18 protein-coding genes are annotated in these 17,719 nt (G+C 65.9%); 16 read left to right on the forward strand and 2 right to left on the reverse strand.

The annotated features are described in order from the left end of the window. Positions 1 to 40: 40 nt before the first annotated feature. The 12 genes from IE92_RS18395 to IE92_RS0112070 all read left to right on the forward strand — a co-directional run bounded on the left by IE92_RS18395 (position 41) and on the right by IE92_RS0112070 (position 9,217). Complete coding sequence (locus tag IE92_RS18395; protein ID WP_156027523.1) at positions 41 to 646, forward strand: hypothetical protein; 606 nt, start codon at positions 41 to 43, stop codon at positions 644 to 646. A 191-nt stretch (positions 647 to 837) separates the two neighbouring features. Further along, positions 838 to 1,494 (forward strand): hypothetical protein, encoded by a 657-nt coding sequence (locus IE92_RS0112020; RefSeq protein WP_030148740.1) that lies wholly within the window; start codon positions 838 to 840, stop codon positions 1,492 to 1,494. Between the two features lie 208 nt (positions 1,495 to 1,702). Then, positions 1,703 to 2,575 carry a 30S ribosomal protein S2 gene (rpsB, locus tag IE92_RS0112025; RefSeq protein WP_030148741.1) on the forward strand — a complete coding sequence of 291 codons (873 nt, stop codon included), beginning with the start codon at positions 1,703 to 1,705 and terminating at the stop codon, positions 2,573 to 2,575. Positions 2,576 to 2,601: 26 nt separating this feature from the next. Then, the gene (gene tsf / locus IE92_RS0112030; protein WP_030148742.1) at positions 2,602 to 3,429 is read left to right on the forward strand and encodes a translation elongation factor Ts; all 828 of its coding nucleotides are present in this window, start codon (positions 2,602 to 2,604) and stop codon (positions 3,427 to 3,429) included. A gap of 118 nt (positions 3,430 to 3,547) precedes the next feature. Further along, on the forward strand, positions 3,548 to 4,261 hold the full coding sequence (pyrH, locus tag IE92_RS0112035; RefSeq protein WP_030148743.1) for a UMP kinase: 714 nt from the start codon (positions 3,548 to 3,550) through the stop codon (positions 4,259 to 4,261). Positions 4,262 to 4,339: 78 nt separating this feature from the next. Then, positions 4,340 to 4,894: a ribosome recycling factor gene (gene frr, locus IE92_RS0112040; protein WP_030148744.1), complete on the forward strand. Its 555-nt coding sequence runs from the start codon at positions 4,340 to 4,342 to the stop codon at positions 4,892 to 4,894. Between the two features lie 42 nt (positions 4,895 to 4,936). Then, complete coding sequence (locus IE92_RS0112045; protein ID WP_245601270.1) at positions 4,937 to 5,950, forward strand: phosphatidate cytidylyltransferase; 1,014 nt, start codon at positions 4,937 to 4,939, stop codon at positions 5,948 to 5,950. A 30-nt stretch (positions 5,951 to 5,980) separates the two neighbouring features. Next, the gene (locus IE92_RS0112050) at positions 5,981 to 6,532 is read left to right on the forward strand and encodes a DivIVA domain-containing protein (RefSeq protein ID WP_030148746.1); all 552 of its coding nucleotides are present in this window, start codon (positions 5,981 to 5,983) and stop codon (positions 6,530 to 6,532) included. 130 nt (positions 6,533 to 6,662) lie between these two features. Next, positions 6,663 to 7,250, forward strand: a complete 588-nt coding sequence (locus IE92_RS19160) for an aggregation-promoting factor C-terminal-like domain-containing protein (RefSeq protein WP_245601271.1) — start codon at positions 6,663 to 6,665, stop codon at positions 7,248 to 7,250. A 70-nt stretch (positions 7,251 to 7,320) separates the two neighbouring features. Further along, a complete protein-coding gene (locus IE92_RS0112060) occupies positions 7,321 to 8,082 on the forward strand; it encodes an aggregation-promoting factor C-terminal-like domain-containing protein (protein ID WP_156027524.1) in 762 nt (253 codons plus the stop codon). An 89-nt stretch (positions 8,083 to 8,171) separates the two neighbouring features. Then, a complete protein-coding gene (locus IE92_RS0112065) occupies positions 8,172 to 8,465 on the forward strand; it encodes a hypothetical protein (protein WP_030148749.1) in 294 nt (97 codons plus the stop codon). Positions 8,466 to 8,521: 56 nt separating this feature from the next. Beyond that, entirely contained in the window at positions 8,522 to 9,217 is a 696-nt protein-coding gene (locus IE92_RS0112070; protein WP_030148750.1) for an alpha/beta hydrolase, read from the forward strand. A gap of 63 nt (positions 9,218 to 9,280) precedes the next feature. Here the strand turns inward: IE92_RS0112070 and IE92_RS0112075 are convergent, their stop codons facing one another. Further along, entirely contained in the window at positions 9,281 to 10,327 is a 1,047-nt protein-coding gene (locus tag IE92_RS0112075; protein ID WP_030148751.1) for an AI-2E family transporter, read from the reverse strand. A 226-nt stretch (positions 10,328 to 10,553) separates the two neighbouring features. Between IE92_RS0112075 and IE92_RS0112080 the strand changes: the two genes are divergently transcribed. From IE92_RS0112080 to mnmA, 4 genes are all read left to right on the forward strand, one after another. Continuing rightward, the gene (locus IE92_RS0112080) at positions 10,554 to 12,404 is read left to right on the forward strand and encodes a DUF8094 domain-containing protein (protein WP_030148752.1); all 1,851 of its coding nucleotides are present in this window, start codon (positions 10,554 to 10,556) and stop codon (positions 12,402 to 12,404) included. Continuing rightward, positions 12,401 to 13,390, forward strand: coding sequence for a tetratricopeptide repeat protein (locus tag IE92_RS0112085; protein ID WP_030148753.1), 990 nt, complete (start codon positions 12,401 to 12,403; stop codon positions 13,388 to 13,390). Before IE92_RS0112080 ends, IE92_RS0112085 begins: the two co-directional genes overlap by 4 nt. A gap of 11 nt (positions 13,391 to 13,401) precedes the next feature. Then, positions 13,402 to 14,610: a cysteine desulfurase family protein gene (locus tag IE92_RS0112090; protein WP_030148754.1), complete on the forward strand. Its 1,209-nt coding sequence runs from the start codon at positions 13,402 to 13,404 to the stop codon at positions 14,608 to 14,610. A 152-nt stretch (positions 14,611 to 14,762) separates the two neighbouring features. Next, positions 14,763 to 15,887 (forward strand): tRNA 2-thiouridine(34) synthase MnmA, encoded by a 1,125-nt coding sequence (gene mnmA, locus IE92_RS0112095; RefSeq protein ID WP_030148755.1) that lies wholly within the window; start codon positions 14,763 to 14,765, stop codon positions 15,885 to 15,887. A gap of 60 nt (positions 15,888 to 15,947) precedes the next feature. Here mnmA and IE92_RS0112100 read toward each other — a convergent pair whose 3' ends face one another. Further along, entirely contained in the window at positions 15,948 to 17,396 is a 1,449-nt protein-coding gene (locus tag IE92_RS0112100; protein ID WP_030148756.1) for a sugar porter family MFS transporter, read from the reverse strand. Between the last annotated feature and the right edge of the window lie 323 nt (positions 17,397 to 17,719).

Raw genomic sequence — 17,719 nt, forward strand, 5'->3', positions numbered from 1 at the left:
ACCCCGAGGCGTGTGGCCGTACACCGTTAGGACTCACCGCATGAGCTATCCCGCCCCGCCGCCCCCGGAGCAGCCCGCCGCCCATCTCCTCAGTCAGCCCGATGGTTATGCGCCGGGAGTTGCGACGGTGAGTGCGCCGCCACCGGCGGTGCCCCCGAGCTCTCACTCTCGGGGGCGAAGATCGCTCATCCTGATCCTCGTTGGTGCGCTGGTCGCGCTTGTCCTGGCGATTGCCGGGGGAGTTTTGGGGGGACGAGTGGTGGGCGAGAATTCAGCCCGTTCGGCCGAGTCGACCCGGGTGGAAAAGGTCCTGGCGGCCTTCGACGGCAAGCGCGATTACGAACTCTACGATGTCAAAACCGACGATGACTCGGACGGTGAGGGCGTGCTGCGCCGCGTGCTGCGCTCGGCCGGGATCTCCGTAGACCTGATCGATTATTACTACGAGTCCGGAGCCGACGTCTCGATCTCGCTGAACCTGGATTCTGGGCAGCTCTCCGAGTCTGACTGCCGGGCACTGGCGGGCTCGCTCCTCTATGTGCTGAATGCGGCGGATCAGAACGTGGGCATCGTTCGGCTCGAATCGAGCGACTTTGATACCCGGTGCTCCTCGCGCACGCCGATCAACCCGGCCTCCACCCGCTAGCCCCGGCCCGAAAGCAGCAGATCATGACAACACCCAACTCACAACCGTCCTTCGACCCCGGTGCCGTTCCACCGCCCACGCCGCAGTACTACTCGCCCCAGCCGGGCAGTGTGCCGCCGCAACCGGGTTGGCGGTCCGCGCCCGTGCCGCCGTCCGGTCCCGGGTGGTTTTCCCGAAACCGGAACCTCATCGTGATTCTCGCCGCCGCACTCGTGGTGATCCTCGGCGGAGGCATTGGCTTCGGACTGGGAATGAGTAACGGTGCCCAGGCTCATCGACAGGCGGTGACAACCGGGCTACACAACCAGATCAAACCGCTCATGGACAGCAAGCCGGGCCGGGTCGCGCCCGATGAGTCGCCGCGAGGTGGCCGCGATGATGACGATACCTCCGATGCCCGTGGCGATGACGATGTGCTGGGCGGGGACGACGCGCTGGGCGACGACGACGCACTGGGTGACGACGGCGGCGGTGACATGCCGTCCGGACTCGCGCTGGTGAAGGTGGTCACCGAGGGAATCTCCGAGACCGACGACACCGCGACGCGCGTCACCAAGGCCGCCAATAACCTGATGGCGCTCGGCCTCCCGAGCTGCGCCAATAAGGACTGTGTGGCGCCCGCTCGGCCCGAGGGGGCCGGCGGATATGCGATCACCGCCCCGGCGGAGCTGCTTGCGGACAAGACCGGCGGCACCGGCGTCCTGGTGCTCCAGGACATGGCCAAGATCATCGCGGTCTCCCTGGACTACCTGGGCACCCAGGACCTGAAATTTGTCTCGGTATCCGATGTCGACGGCAAGACCCAGGGCGTGCACTTCATCGACGACGCCGGATTCCCCGGGGTCTAGGTGACGCGACGCGCGGAAGTTTAGCCGGGGCGGCGATCCTGCTAAGATAACAAGAGCGCCTTCGTATGAGGGCGACTACGCGTGCTCGGATCACGCACAACCCCCATCGGTCACCCTTCGAAAGAAGGGTCTGCGGGGCTGTGCCGGGCACCAGGCCGAACGCCGTCGGTGTTCGGATCAACCGAGAAACTATATAAGGAGTACGACCATGGCCGTCGTTACTATCCGCCAGCTGCTCGACAGCGGCGTGCACTTCGGGCACCAGACCCGCCGTTGGAACCCGAAGATGAAGCGCTTCATTTTCACCGAGCGCTCGGGTATCTACATCATCGACCTGCAGCAGTCGCTGGGTTACATCGACAAGGCTTACGACTTCGTCAAGGAGACCGTCGCTCACGGTGGCACCATCCTCTTCGTGGGTACCAAGAAGCAGGCTCAGGAGTCCATCGCCGAGCAGGCAACCCGCGTGGGTCAGCCCTACGTGAACCAGCGCTGGCTGGGTGGTCTGCTGACCAACTTCAACACCGTGTCGAAGCGCCTCGCTCGCATGAAGGAGCTCGAGGAGCTGGACTTCGAGGACACCTCGAAGTCGGGCTTCACCAAGAAGGAACTCCTCATCAAGAAGCGCGAGCTGGACAAGCTCCACAAGTCGCTCGGTGGTATCCGCAACCTCACCAAGACTCCGTCTGCGCTGTGGGTTGTTGACACCAAGAAGGAGCACCTGGCAATCGACGAGGCCAAGAAGCTGGGTATCCCGGTTATCGGTATCCTCGACACCAACTGTGACCCGGACGAGGTTTCCTACCCGATCCCGGGTAACGACGACGCCATCCGCTCCGTCAGCCTGCTGACCCGCGTGATCGCTGACGCCGCTGCCGAGGGTCTGATCCAGCGTCACCAGAAGCCCGCCGAGGGCGAGACCGCTGCAGAGCCGCTGGCCGAGTGGGAGCAGGAGCTCCTCGCCGGTGCAGAGACCACCGAAGCTGCTGCCGAGGCTCCCGTAGCCGAGGCTCCCGTAGCCGAGGCTGCTGCCGAGGTCGCCGAGGCTGCCGTCGAGGCAACCGACGCAGAGTCCAAGTAACAACCGAACCACGAGGGGTTAATACCATGGCTAATTTCAGCATCGCAGACCTGAAGGCCCTCCGCGAGGCCCTGGGCACCGGTATGGTCGACACCAAGAAGGCGCTTGAGGAGGCCGGCGGCGACGTCGAGAAGGCCACCGAGATCCTGCGTCTGAAGGGTGCAAAGGGTAACGCGAAGCGTGCCGACCGCTCCACCAGCGAGGGCCTTGTGGCCACCACTGAGAAGGACGGCGTCACCTACCTGCTCGAGCTCGCTTGCGAGACCGACTTCGTTGCCAAGAACGAGCGCTTCGGTAAGCTCGCCGATGACGTGCTGGCCGCGGTTGCCGCTGCCGGTGCCGACTCGGTTGAGTCCGCCCTGGCCGCTCCGGCCGGCGACAAGACCGTTGCCGACCTCATCAGCGATGAGGCCGCCATCATCGGCGAGAAGGTTGAACTGCGTCGCGTCGGCGCCCTGAAGGGTGACGCGTTCGAGGTTTACCTGCACCGCACCAACAAGGACCTGCCGCCCCAGCTGGGCGTGGTTGTGGCCTACACCGGTTCGGACGCCGAGACCGCTCGCTCGATCGCGCAGCACATCTCCTTCGCCAACCCGTCGGTTCTCTCTCGTGAGGACGTCCCCGCGGACGCCGTCGAGAAGGAGCGCGAGATCGTGACCGAGATCAGCCGCAGCGAGGGCAAGCCCGAGGCAGCCCTGCCGAAGATCATCGAGGGTCGTCTGACCTCCTACTTCAAGCAGGTTGCCCTGCTGGAGCAGGACTACGCCAAGGACAACAAGATCAACGTTGCCAAGGTTCTCGAAGACGCAGGCCTGACCGTTACCGGATTCCTCCGGTTCAAGGTCGGCGCCTAGTCTCACCCGATAGGAGTCCGGATTGCATTTGCGATCCGGACTCCTTTTCGCTGTCGCCAGCCAGGGGCGAAGCACTAGCCTGGACAATACAGACGAAACACCGAAAGGGAAATACACCATGGCCTCGAGCGAAAAACGACGCGTCCTTCTGAAACTCTCGGGTGAGGCCTTCGGTGGCGGATCCCTCGGTGTGAACCCCGACGTGGTGAGCGCCATCGCCAAGGAGATCGCCGAAGCGGCCAAGACCGTGGAGATCGCCATCGTGGTCGGCGGCGGAAACTTCTTCCGTGGCGCCGAGCTCTCCACCCGCGGCATGGACCGCGGCCGCGCCGACTACATGGGCATGCTGGGCACCGTGATGAACGCCCTCGCCCTGCAGGACTTTCTCGAGCAGGCCGGCGCCACCACGCGTGTGCAGTCCGCCATCGAGATGACCCAGGTTGCCGAGCAGTACATCCCGCGCCGCGCCGAGCGTCACATGGAAAAGGGCCGCGTGGTCATCTTCGGTGCCGGCGCCGGTCTGCCCTACTTCTCCACCGACACCGTGGCCGCCCAGCGCGCCCTGGAAATCGAGGCCGACGTGGTCCTGGTGGCCAAGAACGGCGTGGACGGTGTCTACACCGCCGACCCGCGCATCGACTCCACCGCGACCCGGATCGAGGAGATCACCTATCAGGAGGCGCTGCAGCGCGGCCTCAAGGTTGTGGACTCGACCTCGTTCAGCCTGTGCATGGACAACGGCATGCCGATGCGCGTGTTTGGGATGGAACCCGCAGGAAACGTCACCAAGGCCATTCTGGGTGAGGAAATCGGAACCCTCGTTCGCAACTAGTTCCACCCCAACCTGCTCGGGTATCACGCCGTTCCCGGTAGAATGAACCGAGCCCCTAAGAAAGTTGAAGGAGTCCCCGTGATTGCGGAAGTACTGACCGACACCGGCGCGCGTATGGCCAAGGCCGTCGAGGTTGCCAAGGAAGATTTTGCCGGTGTGCGTACCGGTCGCGCCAACCCTCAGATGTTCCAGAAGGTAATCGTGAGCTACTACGGCACCCCGACCCCGCTCTCGCAGCTGGCCGGACTGCAGAACATCGAGGCTCGCACCATCCTGGTGAGCCCGTATGACAAGGGTGCACTGCGCGACATCGAGAACGCGATCCGCGACATCCCGAACCTGGGTGCCAACCCCTCGAACGACGGATCCGTCATCCGCGTGACCCTGCCCGAGCTCACCGAGGAGCGTCGCAAGGAGTTCGTCAAGCTGGTTCGCACCAAGGGCGAGGACGCCAAGGTTGCCGTGCGCAACATCCGTCGCAAGGCCAAGGAAGAGCTCGACGCCCTCAAGAGCGAGGTCGGCGAGGATGACGTGACCCGTGGCGAGAAGGAGCTTGAGGTTCTCACCAAGTCGCACACCGATGCGATCGACGAGGCCCTGAAGCGTAAAGAAGCCGAGCTGCTCGAGATCTGATCTTGGTCATCATCTCGATCATCGATTCGTTCGGAGGCGCTCGTGGCTAAGGTCACGGGCGCCCCGGGCGATCCCGAGCCCGGCACCACGGGGGAGTCGCACTCCTCGCGTGAGGTGCTGCACGCTCAGTTGAAGGCGACCCGCGCCGATATCGAACGCAAGGTTCAGGAGACGCGCGCGCAGGTTGACCAGGTCAACGAGCGCATCGCCGCCCGCACCGGTCGTAACCTGGTGTTGGCGATCCTGATCGGTCTGGGTCTGGGCGGCGTGCTGCTGGTGAGCCTGATCGTGATCAAGGATCTGTTTGCGATCCTGGCGCTGGCGTTTGTGGTCTTCACCACGCTGGAACTGGTCAACGCGCTGCGACTCACGCCGCGCAAGGTCGACCCGATCCCCAACGTCCTGGCCGGTGCCGCCATGGTGGTGGCCTCCTATATCGCCGACCCCGTTCTGATCTGGAGCACCCTGCTCGGCGGAATCGCCGTGGTGGTGGTGTGGCGCCTGATCGCCCAGATGATCGAGGCCGATGAGCGCACGGCCCCGGAGATCCTGCGGGATGTCCTGGTGGTGTTCCTGGTGCAGGTGTACGTTCCGCTGATGGCCTCCTTCGCGGTGCTGCTCACCCGTCAGGAACACGGCGAGTGGTGGACCCTGGCCTTCCTCATCGTGGTGGTGAGTGTGGACGTGGGTGCCTACGCGAGTGGCCTGAGCTTCGGTAAGCATCCCATGGCCCCGAAGATTAGCCCGAAGAAGACCTGGGAGGGTCTGGCCGGTGCGGCGATTGCCGCGCAGATCGCCGGAATCCTGCTGGCGATTTTCATGCTCGAGGTGCCCTTCTGGGTGGGAATGATTCTGGGAGCGCTGCTCACGGTGTCGGCCACCTTCGGTGATCTCGGCGAGTCCCTGATCAAGCGCGACATCGGAATCAAGGACATGTCGTCCTGGCTGCCGGGTCACGGCGGATTCCTGGATCGCATCGACTCGATGCTGCCCTCCGCCCCGCTTGCCTTTGCCCTCTTTATGATCTTTAGTCCGCTCTCTAGCGCGGTTCACTAGGCTCTGCCTACTCACCCCAGGAGGTCCCTCGTGCCTACGACTTTTCCCGAGAATAAGCGCGGTGTGCGCGGGTACCGTCCCGCGGATGTTGATGGTTTCCTTGAGCGCGCCCGCACCGCCTACGATGCCGCGCCCGGCGATAAGGACGCGCTGACCAGTGCCCAGATCCGTGAGACCTCCTTCAAGCTGGTAAAGAAGGGGTACTCGACCGGACACGTGGACGCGGCGCTGGAGCGCCTCGAGGACGCGTTTGCCTCGCGCGAGCGTGAGATCGCGCTGGCCCGGTCCGGCCAGGATGCCTGGCTGGTCCAGGTGCGGGAGACCGCCCAGGTTCTGCTGAACCGTCTGGCCCGTCCCAGCCGCGAGCGATTCCGCCGCGTGGGCCGGTTTACCCAGGGGTACTCGGTGGATGACGTGGATGCGTTCTCGGTCGAGCTGCGTGGATACTTCCAGGAGGGCGCCCCGCTCTCGGTGGATCGCGTGCGTACGGTGACCTTCGGTGCCGAGCGTGGAGGATACTCCGAGGAGCAGGTCGACCTGGTGCTCGACGAGGTCATCAACGTCATGCTCTCGGTGCGCTAAGCGCATAGCGCTTTTTGCATCGGTCGGCTAGGCTAGGGAAATCGTGGGCAAACACCGAGCTAATTCTCAGGCGCAGCAGCGCGTTCCCAATCGACGGACGCGAAATGCACGTCCCCGGGGTCGGCGGGCGGTGGCGGGGGTTTCCTTCGCCGCGGTATCCGGATTCCTGATGGTCAGCATCATCGATCCCTACTCGGGGGCGACCGCCTCGCCGTACTTCCAGCTGGCCACCGTCACCGAGCCGCGGGCAATCGACCCGGGTCAGACCCTGGTGAGCACGGCCGAATACAACAACAGTTTTTCCCGTCACGGTTATGAAATCGCGATGATCGAGCGGGTGCCCGATCCGGACCCGGTCGACGATAAGACCGACGCGGATGCGCAGAAAACCCCCGGTCGCGGCGTGGTTGCGGATCCCGGTGGCGCGCGTTCGGTGGCGCTCTCGATGGTGCGTGACCGTGGATGGGGCGATGAGCAGTACCTGTGCCTGGAGAAGCTCTGGCATAAGGAATCCAACTGGCGCGTGAACGCCGCCAACCGCTCCAGCGGGGCATACGGAATCCCGCAGGCGCTGCCCGGACGCAAGATGGCGTCGGCGGGTGCCGACTGGGAAACCAACCCGGCTACTCAGATCAAGTGGGGCCTGGGGTACATCTCGGGTCGTTACGGTTCACCCTGCGGTGCGTGGTCGCATTCGCAGGCGGTGAACTGGTACTAGCCAGACAGCGGATCCAACCTTTTTGACCCAAATGGGGGGTCGCTGCTGGCCAGATCACGAATCGCCGCGTATGCTTTATCAAATCGTGACAAAACATCTAGCTCCCGCACCCGCCGCACCCGCGCGCCGAACTCGTAATCGGCGCCCGGTGCCCGTACGTCCCTTCTCCCGGGGTCGGGTCTTTCTTGGTTGCATCGCCTTTGCGGCATCCGCAGGCTTTGTACTGACGACCGTGATTGATCCCTCCGGTGGAGCCGTTGCGTCCCCCTACCGTACTTCGCCCTTTGCGCCGGTCTCCGCAGACGTTCTCACGTCCGCGACCCAGGCGCTGGAGGCATCCGGGGAGTACTCAAACGACTTCTCTCGCGACGGCTTTGACGTCGCCCTGATTCCCAAGGCACCCGTCACCCCGCCCCCCGCGGATGACACCGCGGACACCTCGGGAAAGACAGGCACCACCAAGACCACCAAGACGACCGGGAACAACGCCCCGGCCGGCAACGCCTCGGCACCGCCCGCCGGACCACCGAACGCGGGTTCCGCTCAGGCGATCGCGTTTGACATCGTGATGGGACGAGGATGGGGTCAGGACCAGTACGCGTGCCTGGTTGCGCTCTGGAACAAGGAGTCCGGCTGGCGCTATAACGCGGCCAACCCCAGCGGTGCCTACGGCATCCCGCAGGCTCTGCCCGGCAGCAAGATGGCTTCGGCCGGTGCCGACTGGGCCACCAACCCGGCCACCCAGATCAACTGGGGACTGGGCTACATCACCGGCCGCTACGGCTCGCCGTGTGGTGCCTGGGCTCACTCCCAGGCGCTGAACTGGTACTAACCTAACGGTTGTGATGAGGGGCCAAACGCCACGTGCGTTTGGCCCCTCGTCGTTTCTTCTGTCGGGTCTCGCCTCCTAGAATGGACTGTATGCCTCGGAGTAATCGGCCGCGGGGACGTAAACCTCCCGCTCATGACCACGACGGCCTGCAACACCTGGTTGCGGGCCTCAAACGCTCCGAGACGCGCCGCGGCATCGAGTACGCGGTGCAGCCGGTGTCCCCGCGCAGCGCGGTCAAGCCCTACGTGTGCCCGGGCTGCAACCTGGCCATCGAGATCGGCACCGCCCACGTGGTGGTGTGGCGCACCGATGGTGTCATGGGGGAGCGTGCGGGCCTGGAGGCTCGTCGCCACTGGCACAATCACTGCTGGCTGATCGCCTAGGCGAGCCAGGGAAAGCGAGATTTGTTGTGTCATTAGTAGAGGTGCGGGCCGGCGTGATGCTGCCGGCCATCCGTGAGGACATCACCCTGCACACCGAGGACGGACTGGAGCTGGTGGGCGAACTCGCGCTGCCCGCCGAGCATCCGCCGGTGGCCACCCTGGTAACCCTGCATCCGTTGCCCACCGCGCAGGGCTTTATGGACTCCCATGTTCTGCGAAAGGCCGCCGCGCGGCTGCCCGCGCTGGCCGACCTGGCCGTGCTGCGCTTCAACACCCGCGGGACCTCCTCGCCCCGGGGCACCAGTGACGGGCACTTCGAGGAGGGCCTGGGGGAGCGTCTGGACGTCGCCGCGGCCATGGCGTTTGTCGCCGAGCGCAACCTGCCCAATCCCTGGCTCGTGGGTTGGTCCTTCGGGACCGAACTCGCGCTTAAATACGGCCGGGACCATGCGATTCGCGGGGCCATCCTGCTGAGCCCTCCGCTGCATCGCGCGAGCGCCGAGGAGGTCGCCGCGTGGCATGGGGATCCCCGCGAACTGACGGCGCTGATCCCCGAGTTTGACGACTATCTCCGTCCGCCCGAGGCGGCCGAGCGCTTTTCCTCGGTCCCGGAGATGAGGGTGTTGCCGATCGAGGGTGCCAAGCACCTCTGGGTGGGGGAGAAGTACGTCAAGATCGTGCTGGATGAGATTGTCCGGGTGACCAACCCCGAGGCGCTGCCGTTGCCCACCGAGTGGGACGAAGCCGAGTAGCGTTGACCAAATAAAAGGAGCGGGGCCGAAAATCGGCCCCGCTCCTTCTCTTTGCGGTTCTCCCTAGGCGCGGTTCTGCCTGGGGATCAGGACCTGTTTGACGATCATCTGGATGGCCGCGGCCGTGGGGATCGCGATCAGGGCCCCCAGCAGCCCCAGCAGCGCACCACCGCTCAGCGCGGCAATCACCACCACGGCACCGGGCACCGCCACCGCGCGGCTCATGATGCGCGGGGAGATTACGTACGCCTCGATCTGCATGTAGATCAGGTAGTAGATGGCGGCGGCCAGGGCGATCCCGGGGGAGCCGAGGCCGGGGATCAGGCAGATCAGCGAGATGACCACCGCGGCGCTCAGCGTACCCACCAGCGGGATCAGCGAGAAGAAGAACGCGATCGAGGCGAGCACCTGGGGGAAGGGCGCCCCGATGATCGAGAGGAAGATAAAGGAGAGGACGCCGTTACAGGAGGCCGTGGCGATCTGGCCGATCACGTATCGGCCGACAGAGTCGGTGATCTGCTCGGACAGCTCGGCAAAGCGCACCCGCTTGCTCGCGGGAACCAGCAGGTACATGCCGCGCTTCATCGCCGGCATCGAGGCGGTGAAGTAGATGGTGAGGATGGTCACCACGAGCGCGCCGAACAGGAAGGTACCAAACCCGAAGGCGATCTGGATCGCCTGGCTGCCGATATTCGAGATATTCGCGAGCAGGAAGTTGGAGACCTGGTCCAGCAGCTGGGGAATGTTGAGTGCGGGGAACTGGGTTTCCAGGTAGTCGACGATGTCGGTGTTGGTGAGCTGGCGCTGAATGTCGGGCAGCATCGCGATCAGGCGGCTGATCTGCTCAACCACGATCGGCACCACCATGCCGGCGAGGCCGGCCAGGACGCCGAGCGCCCCCAGAACCACCGTGAGAACCGCGGTCCACCGGGGGAACCGCTTCTTCTCCAGCCAGCCCACGATCGGGTCCAGGCCCAGGGCGAGAAACAGCGCCGCTCCCACGTAGACCAGGATGCTTTGGAGGGAAACCACCGACATCAGGATGAGAATTCCCAGCCCCACCCCGAGCGTTCCCACCAGGCCGAGGCGGAACGCGTTTTTGATCTGCACCGAGTGGCTCCCTTCAGCCATCATTACTGTCCCGAGCATAGCCCGAACGGGGGACCCGAGGCTGCCAAAATGGCGGCGAGCCAACGTCACACGCTGGGAATTTCCGGATCAATCTGGGCACCCGTGTGCCAAGTCGGTTATCCTGAAGAGTCTGTGTGTGTGACCGCGTACCGAAAAGATGATGACCTGGTAGCCCGATTTGCGGTGACACAGAAGGAGAAAATCCGTGCGTTTTGTTTTGGCCATTGCCTCACTCGTGCTTGCCGCCGTCCTGATTGTGCTCGGGATCGCCCAGCGAACCGTGTTCCTGGGCCCGGATAAGGTGGAGCTGGAAACCAAGGTTTCCACCTCCGAGCCGTACACCGTGATCGGTGGATCCGTGCTGACCTCCCACGAGGGGAGACAGTCCCTCTCGGTGACCGGTGACGACGGCGAGAAGGTCTTTGTGGCCTACGGCCGCACCAGCAACGTCGAGGCGTGGCTCGGGCAGTCCAAGTACAACCAGCTCTCGCTGAACAAGGACGGCACGCAGCTGGTTGACAAGGTCAAGACCCCTGATGTGAGCTCGACCATTCCGGCCAGCACCGCGCCCGAGGGCGTGAGCCCGGCGACCTGGGCGAACCCCGCCGGCTCGGACATGTGGCTCTGGGAGACCTCGGAGGACACCGCGGTGATCGCGCCGATCTCGGTGCCGGAAGACGTTTCGGTCATCATCGCCTCGGATGGCACCAAGCCGGCCCCCAAGAACATCACCGTCAGCTGGCCGCTGGATAACAGCACCCCGTGGGCGGGGCCGCTGATCGTGGCCGGCCTGGCCTTCCTGCTGCTGGGTATCATCCTGTACCTGCTGGGTGTGCGCCACATGCGTAAGTCGCGTGGGCCGCGTCGAAAGAGCCTGGCCCCGCTGTCCGAGGAGGGCACCAAGGTGAAGCTGCCGCGCGCACGTAAGTACCGTCCCGAGGGTGGGGCCACCGGTCCGCGCTTCGGCAAGCGGAGCCTGGTGGTAGTTCCGCTGGGACTCGCAACCGTGCTGGCGCTGTCGGGCTGTTCGGCCGCCTACTGGCCCGGGGGCGAAACCCAGACCCCCGAGGACACCGCCGCCTCGGTCGCGCCGCTCAGCCCCGCCGACCCGTCGGCCAGCCCGAGCGCGACCTCCGACGCCGACGCGCTGCCCAACCCCGTGGTGACCGAGCCGCAGGCCAAGCGCATCATTCAGCGTATTTCGGTCACCACCCATGAGGCCGATCAGGCGAAAAACCTCGACCTGGCCAAGACCCGCTTTGCCGGTCCCGCGCTGACCGAGCGCGAAATCGGCTACAAGATTCAGGGTGTGAAGGCCGATCTGGCACCGCTGACCCCGGTTCCCGGATCGCCGCTGCGACTGACCCTGCCCCAGGCCACCGACGGCTGGCCGCGGACCCTGCTCACGGTTGTTGCCGATAAGGACGACCCCACCCTGGCCCCGACCGCGCTGATGCTGGTGCAGGATAGCCCGCGTGCCAACTACGTGGTGCACTATGCCACCCGTCTCGAGCCCAAGGTCACCATCCCCGACGTGGCCTCGGTCAGCGTGGGCGCCGCCTCGGTTCCCGCCGATTCGGCCTTCCTGGCCATGGCCCCCGACCAGCTGGCAGCCGCCTATGGCGACATCCTGACCAACGGTGAGCAGAGCGAGAGCTATGCGAAGTTCGACGCCGATGGTGACTCGCTGCGCACCCAGATCCAGAAGTTCCGGGACGAGGTCACCGCGAGCCTGGCCGATAAGGCCGCCACCGCCGAATTCCGCACCGAACCCGGAACCGGCAAGCCGCTGGCCCTGGCCACGAATGACTCCGGTGCGATCGTCTCGGTGAGCCTGCACGATATTGTGAAGGTGTCGCCCACCAGTGCCGATGCCAAGGTGAAGCCCAGCGGTGAGGCCGTGGCCGCCCTGCTGGGTGCCGCGGAAACCACCAAGCCGCTGCAGACCACCTACGAAGAGCAGCTACTGTTTTATGTGCCGGCGAAGGATAGCAAGCAGAAGATTACCCTTCTGGGCTTCAGCCAGGCCCTGATTAAAGCCGAGGAAGTACAGTGACCGTAAACGAGTCCATCCCCGCAGGACTGCGCGGAGCCGCAGACCTGTCAGCCCTGGGTCGTCCGGCCCAGGCCGCCCCTGCCCAGGCAGCCGCCGCCCAGAGCGCGTTTGGCGTGCCCGGCCAGCAGGCCCCGGCGGCCCCGGTGCCCGCGGGCGTCGAGGCGGTGCCGGTGGCCAGCCTGGTGCTGACCGCAACCGATGCCACCGTGAGCGTGGTCGCCGAGCTGTCGGCCAAGGTGCCCGTCGCCCTGCTGATCTGGTCGCCGCGCAGCCCCGAGAGCGACGCGATGCGCGCTCGCCTGGGCTCGCTGGTGGAGGCCTTTGGCGGCCGCCTGGTGCTGGCCACCGTGGACGGCGACGCCAACCCGCAGCTGGTGGGTGCCTTCCAGGCGCAGGCGGTTCCGACCGTGGCCGGTCTGATCGGCGGGCGTCCGGTCCCGATGTTTGAGGGCGACCAGCCCGATGCGCAGATCCAGTCGGTGTTTGCCCAGCTGATCGAGCTCGCCGGTCAGAACGGCGTCACCGGGATCGCCCAGGTGAGCGGCGAGGCCATCGAGCCCGAGCCCGAACCGCTGACCCCGCAGCAGCAGGCGGCCTTTGACGCGATCGAGGCGGGAGACTTCCCGGCGGCGATCGTGGCCTATTCCGAGGCGCTCGAGCTGAACCCGCGCGATGAGCTCTCCCGTGCCGGCCTGTCCCAGGTACGCCTGCTGGAGCGCCTGAGCCACGGCACCCTGGACGAGATCCGTCGCGCCGCGGCCGAGGGCCCCACCGACGTGACCGCGCAGCTCGCGGTGGCCGACCTGGACCTGTCCGGTGGCCACATCGAGGATGCCTTCGTGCGCCTGCTGGAGCTGTTCCCGGCGGCCTCCGCCGAGGATCGCGGTCGCCTGCGTGAGCGCCTGGTGGAGTACTTTGACGTGGTGGGGGCCGAGGACCCGCGCGTGCGCACCGCACGCCGCGCGCTCTCCGACCTGCTCTTCTAAGCCCGGGTTCGATGTCGATCTATCTCGATCACGCGGCCACCACCCCGATGCGCCCCGAGGCGCTGGCGGCTCTGGTGGCCGCGCACTCGCGGGTGGGCAATCCCGCTTCCATTCACGGTCCCGGGCAGGCGGCTCGGGCGGTGCTGGAGGAGGCGCGGGAACGAGTCGCGAGCACCGTGGGTGCCGATCCGATCGAAGTGGTGTTCACCTCCGGCGGCACCGAGTCGATCAATCTGGCGCTTAAGGGCCTGTACTGGCAGCGCAACACCGGTGCCTCGCGTCCGGTGATCCTGGTGCCCGATGGGGAACACCACGCGACCATCGACACGGCCGAATGGCTGGCCACCCACGAGGACGCCACCATCGTGGCGATTCCGCTGGATGAGGCGGGGCGAATCCGGACCGACGCGTTTGCCGCGGCGTTGGCCGAGCACGGCGACGCGGTCGCGTGTGCCACCGCGATCTGGGCCAATAACGAGGTGGGGACGATTCAGCCGGTCGCCGAGCTGTCCCGGCTCGCCGCCGCGGCCGGGGTGCCGCTGCACCTGGATGCGGTGGCGGCCTATGGCCACGCCGAGATCAACCTGCACGCGCTGCGCGCCGAGGCCGGGGCCAGCGGAAACGCCGGTCCGGTCGCGATCAGCGTGTCCGCCCATAAGATCGGCGGGCCGATCGGCATCGGCGCGCTGGTGCTGGCCCGAAGCGCGGCGATCGAGCCCCTGCTGCACGGCGGCGGGCAGCAGCGACAGGTGCGCTCGGGCACCCAGGATGTGCCCGCGGCCGTGGCCTTCGCCGCCGCGGCGACCATCTCCGAGGCGACCCGGGCAGAGGAACACGTCAGGCTCACCGCGCTGCGGGACCGCCTGATCGCCGGGGTCCTTGCGGCGAACCCCGCGGCGACCCTGTCCGGGGTCGCGGGGGAGGAGCGCCTCGACAACAACGTGCATGTGGCCTTCCCCGGAGCTCAGGGCGACTCGCTGCTCTTCCTGCTGGACATGGCGGGCCTCGCCGTCTCGACCGGATCGGCCTGCCAGGCGGGGATCCCCGAACCCTCCCACGTGCTGCTGGCGATGGGCCGGGACGAGGATGCCGCACGAAGCGTCCTCCGCTTTACTCTGGGCCACACCAGCACCGAGGAAGACGTGGATGCCTGCGTCGCCGCGGTCCCCGCGGCCTATGCGTCGGCCGCGCGGGCGGGGCTCTCCAACCGCACGGTCTGAGCGGGCGGGACCGGGTTTGCTGAGCGCACCGTCTGAGGCGGCGGGGCTCGGTTCGCTGAGCCGCACCGTCTGAGCGGGCGGGACCGGGCGCACCGCACACGACGTTCCCCACTCGAATGTGGGGATTTCCCTTCGGCGCGTAGACTTGAGGGATGAAGGTTCTTGCAGCAATGAGTGGCGGAGTGGACTCCGCCGTCGCCGCGGCCCGGGCGGTCGAAGCCGGGCATGAGGTCGTGGGGGTGCATCTGGCGCTGAGCCGGATGCCCGGAACCCTCCGCACGGGCAGCCGAGGCTGCTGCACCATCGAGGATTCGATGGATGCCCAACGCGCGGCAAACATCATCGGCATTCCCTACTATGTATGGGACTTCTCCGAACGCTTCAAACTCGACGTGGTGGACGACTTCATCGCCGAATACTCGGCCGGTCGCACCCCGAACCCGTGCATGCGCTGCAACGAGAAGATCAAGTTCGCCGCGCTGCTGGAAAAGGCCCTGGACCTCGGCTTCGATGCCGTGTGCACCGGTCACTACGCGGGCATCGTCACCGATGCCGAGGGCAACATTGAGCTGCACCGCGCCAGTGCCTGGGCCAAGGACCAGTCCTATGTGCTCGGCGTGCTGACCGCCGAGCAGCTCAAACACTGCTACTTCCCGCTGGCCGACACCCCGACCAAGGCGCTGGTTCGTGCCGAGGCCGAGGAGCGCGGACTGAGCGTGGCCAATAAGCCCGACAGCCACGACATCTGCTTCATCCCCGACGGCGACACTCGCGGCTGGCTGGCCGACCGGGTGGGCACGCAGACCGGCGAGATCGTCGACCGCGCCGGCAACGTCGTGGGCAGCCACGAGGGTGCCCACGCCTACACCGTGGGCCAGCGTCGCGGCCTGCACCTGGGAACCCCGGCACCGGATGGTCGCCCGCGGTTTGTGCTCGAGGTGCGTCCGAAGACCAACGAGGTGATCGTCGGACCGAAGGAGGCCCTGGCCACCGCCGAGATCGCCGGATCCCGCTACACCTGGGCGGGGCTTGCCCCCGAAAACCCCACCGAGACCTTCGACTGCGAGGTGCAGATTCGCGCCCACGCCGATCCGGTTCCCGCGGTAGCCCGCGTGGCCGAGACGGCCGAGGGCACCGAGCTGCACATCATCCCCGAGACCCCGCTGGACGGCGTCGCGCCCGGCCAGACCGCGGTGATCTACGTGGGTACCCGGGTGCTGGGACAGTGCACGATCGATCGCACGGTTTCGGCCGTGCCCGCGGGTGCGCTGGGCTAGATCTCGAAACCCAAAAAGGCGGCGACCGGAATTCCGGTCGCCGCCTTTTGTGTGGGTGCGTTAGTCCTTCTTCGCCACGTTCTTGCGGGTGAAGAGGGTCTCCGCCTGCTCGAGGCTCAGACCATTGGTCTCGGGAATCTTGAACCAGACAAACACCAGCGAGGCGAACGCGAACAGCGCGTACATGCCGTAGGTCAGCGGGAGCGAGGCCGCGGCCATGACCGGGAAGCTCACGGTGATCAGGAAGTTGGCGATCCACTGGGCCATGGCGGCCACACCGAGCGCCTTACCGCGGATGCGACCGGGGAAGATCTCGCCCAGCAGCACCCAGACCAGCGGGCCCCAGCTGGCAGCGAAGCAGACCACAAACAGGTTGGCGGCGATCAGCGCGACGGTTCCCCAGGCACCGGGCAGGTGCGGTTCGCCGTTCACCACGGTCGCGTTGGCGAAGGAGATCGCCATCGCGGCCAGGGAGACTCCCATACCCAGCGAACCGGTGAGCAGGATCGGACGACGGCCGATTCGGTCCACCAGGGCGATGGCCACCAGGGTTGCGACCACGTTGATCACCGAGGTGATCACACCGATCAGCAGCGAGTTGCTCTCATCGAACCCGACGGCCTTCCACAGCGTGGTGGAGTAGTAGAAGATCACGTTGATGCCCACGAACTGCTGGAACACCGACAGGATGATACCGATCCAGACGATCGGCAGCAGACGACGGCCCTCAAACAGCGAGGCCTTCTTGGTGGTCTTGTCCTCCTCGATGGCGCGGTTGGCCTCGCCCACGGCGGCCTCAATGTCCTCGGCCTTCCACATGGTGGCGAAGATCTTGCGGGCCTCGGGCTCGCGACCGTGCATCAGCAGATAGCGCGGAGACTCGGGCAGGCGCAGGGCCAGGATGCCGTAGACGACGGCGGGGACGGCGCAGGCGAGGAACATCCAGCGCCAGGCCTCGATCCCGAACCAGAACTCCGACTCGGCGGATCCGGCGGCCCCGGCGAAGGAAGCGTCGGAGAGCAGGGCGGCAAAGATACCCAGGGTGATCGCCAGCTGCTGCAGCGAGGCCAGGCGGCCACGCTCATACTTGGGTGCGACCTCGGCGATGTACGCCGGGGCCACCACCGAGGCGATACCGATTCCCAGGCCTCCCACGACGCGCCAGATGATCAGGTCCCAGGGGGCGAACGCGAAGGCCGCACCGAAGGAGGAGACCAGGAAGAGGGCGGAGCCCAGCAGCATGGTGAAGATTCGGCCGCGGCTATCCGCGATCCGACCGGCAAAGTAGGCACCAATGGCACAGCCCAGCAGCGCGGAGGCTACCGCGAAGCCGATCAGTGCATCGGAGAGTGCGAAGTGCTTCTGCATCGCATCGACGGCGCCGTTAACAACGGAGGAGTCGAAGCCGAAAAGAAATCCTCCGACTGCTGCGGCCGCGGCAACCCCCACCACGCGCCGATGTAGTTTTTTCTGTTCCGCAGTAGAGTGCGGCCCCCTAGATTCGGACACGAATTCTCTTTTCTCGTTCGGGGAACTTACCCGCGTCCGGTCACTTTTGGCGTCCGGGCTCGGCCTACGGCTGCCCCCGGAGCCGCCGTAGATCGAATTAGTACGTCTCACACCATAAGCACGTTTGTGCAAAACACGGAAACCGAGACCGTTTTGTATCCAAAATTCACGGTCAATATACGACAAATCTGTGCCAGCGGGGCGGATAGCCGTGTCGGTGGTCCCTTCGTACAATGGATTCGTGACTAACAACGCAGGTTCCGACGCCCTCCAGCCCGCTTCTTCCGCGCCCGAGGCCGCCACCCCGGTTCCGCAGCCGGACA

The organism is Mycetocola saprophilus, from assembly GCF_000718085.1.
Taxonomy (GTDB): Bacteria; Actinomycetota; Actinomycetes; order Actinomycetales; family Microbacteriaceae; genus Mycetocola; species Mycetocola saprophilus.

Bases quoted from the DNA above. Each gene is read 5' to 3' on its own strand.
- IE92_RS18395 (WP_156027523.1), top strand. From the start codon at position 41: ATGAGCTATCCCGCCCCGCCGCCCCCGGAGCAGCCCGCCGCCCATCTC.
- rpsB (WP_030148741.1), top strand. From the start codon at position 1,703: ATGGCCGTCGTTACTATCCGCCAGCTGCTCGACAGCGGCGTGCACTTC.
- tsf (WP_030148742.1), top strand. From the start codon at position 2,602: ATGGCTAATTTCAGCATCGCAGACCTGAAGGCCCTCCGCGAGGCCCTG.
- pyrH (WP_030148743.1), top strand. From the start codon at position 3,548: ATGGCCTCGAGCGAAAAACGACGCGTCCTTCTGAAACTCTCGGGTGAG.
- IE92_RS0112060 (WP_156027524.1), top strand. From the start codon at position 7,321: ATGCTTTATCAAATCGTGACAAAACATCTAGCTCCCGCACCCGCCGCA.
- IE92_RS0112065 (WP_030148749.1), top strand. From the start codon at position 8,172: ATGCCTCGGAGTAATCGGCCGCGGGGACGTAAACCTCCCGCTCATGAC.
- IE92_RS0112070 (WP_030148750.1), top strand. From the start codon at position 8,522: ATGCTGCCGGCCATCCGTGAGGACATCACCCTGCACACCGAGGACGGA.
- IE92_RS0112090 (WP_030148754.1), top strand. From the start codon at position 13,402: ATGTCGATCTATCTCGATCACGCGGCCACCACCCCGATGCGCCCCGAG.
- mnmA (WP_030148755.1), top strand. From the start codon at position 14,763: ATGAAGGTTCTTGCAGCAATGAGTGGCGGAGTGGACTCCGCCGTCGCC.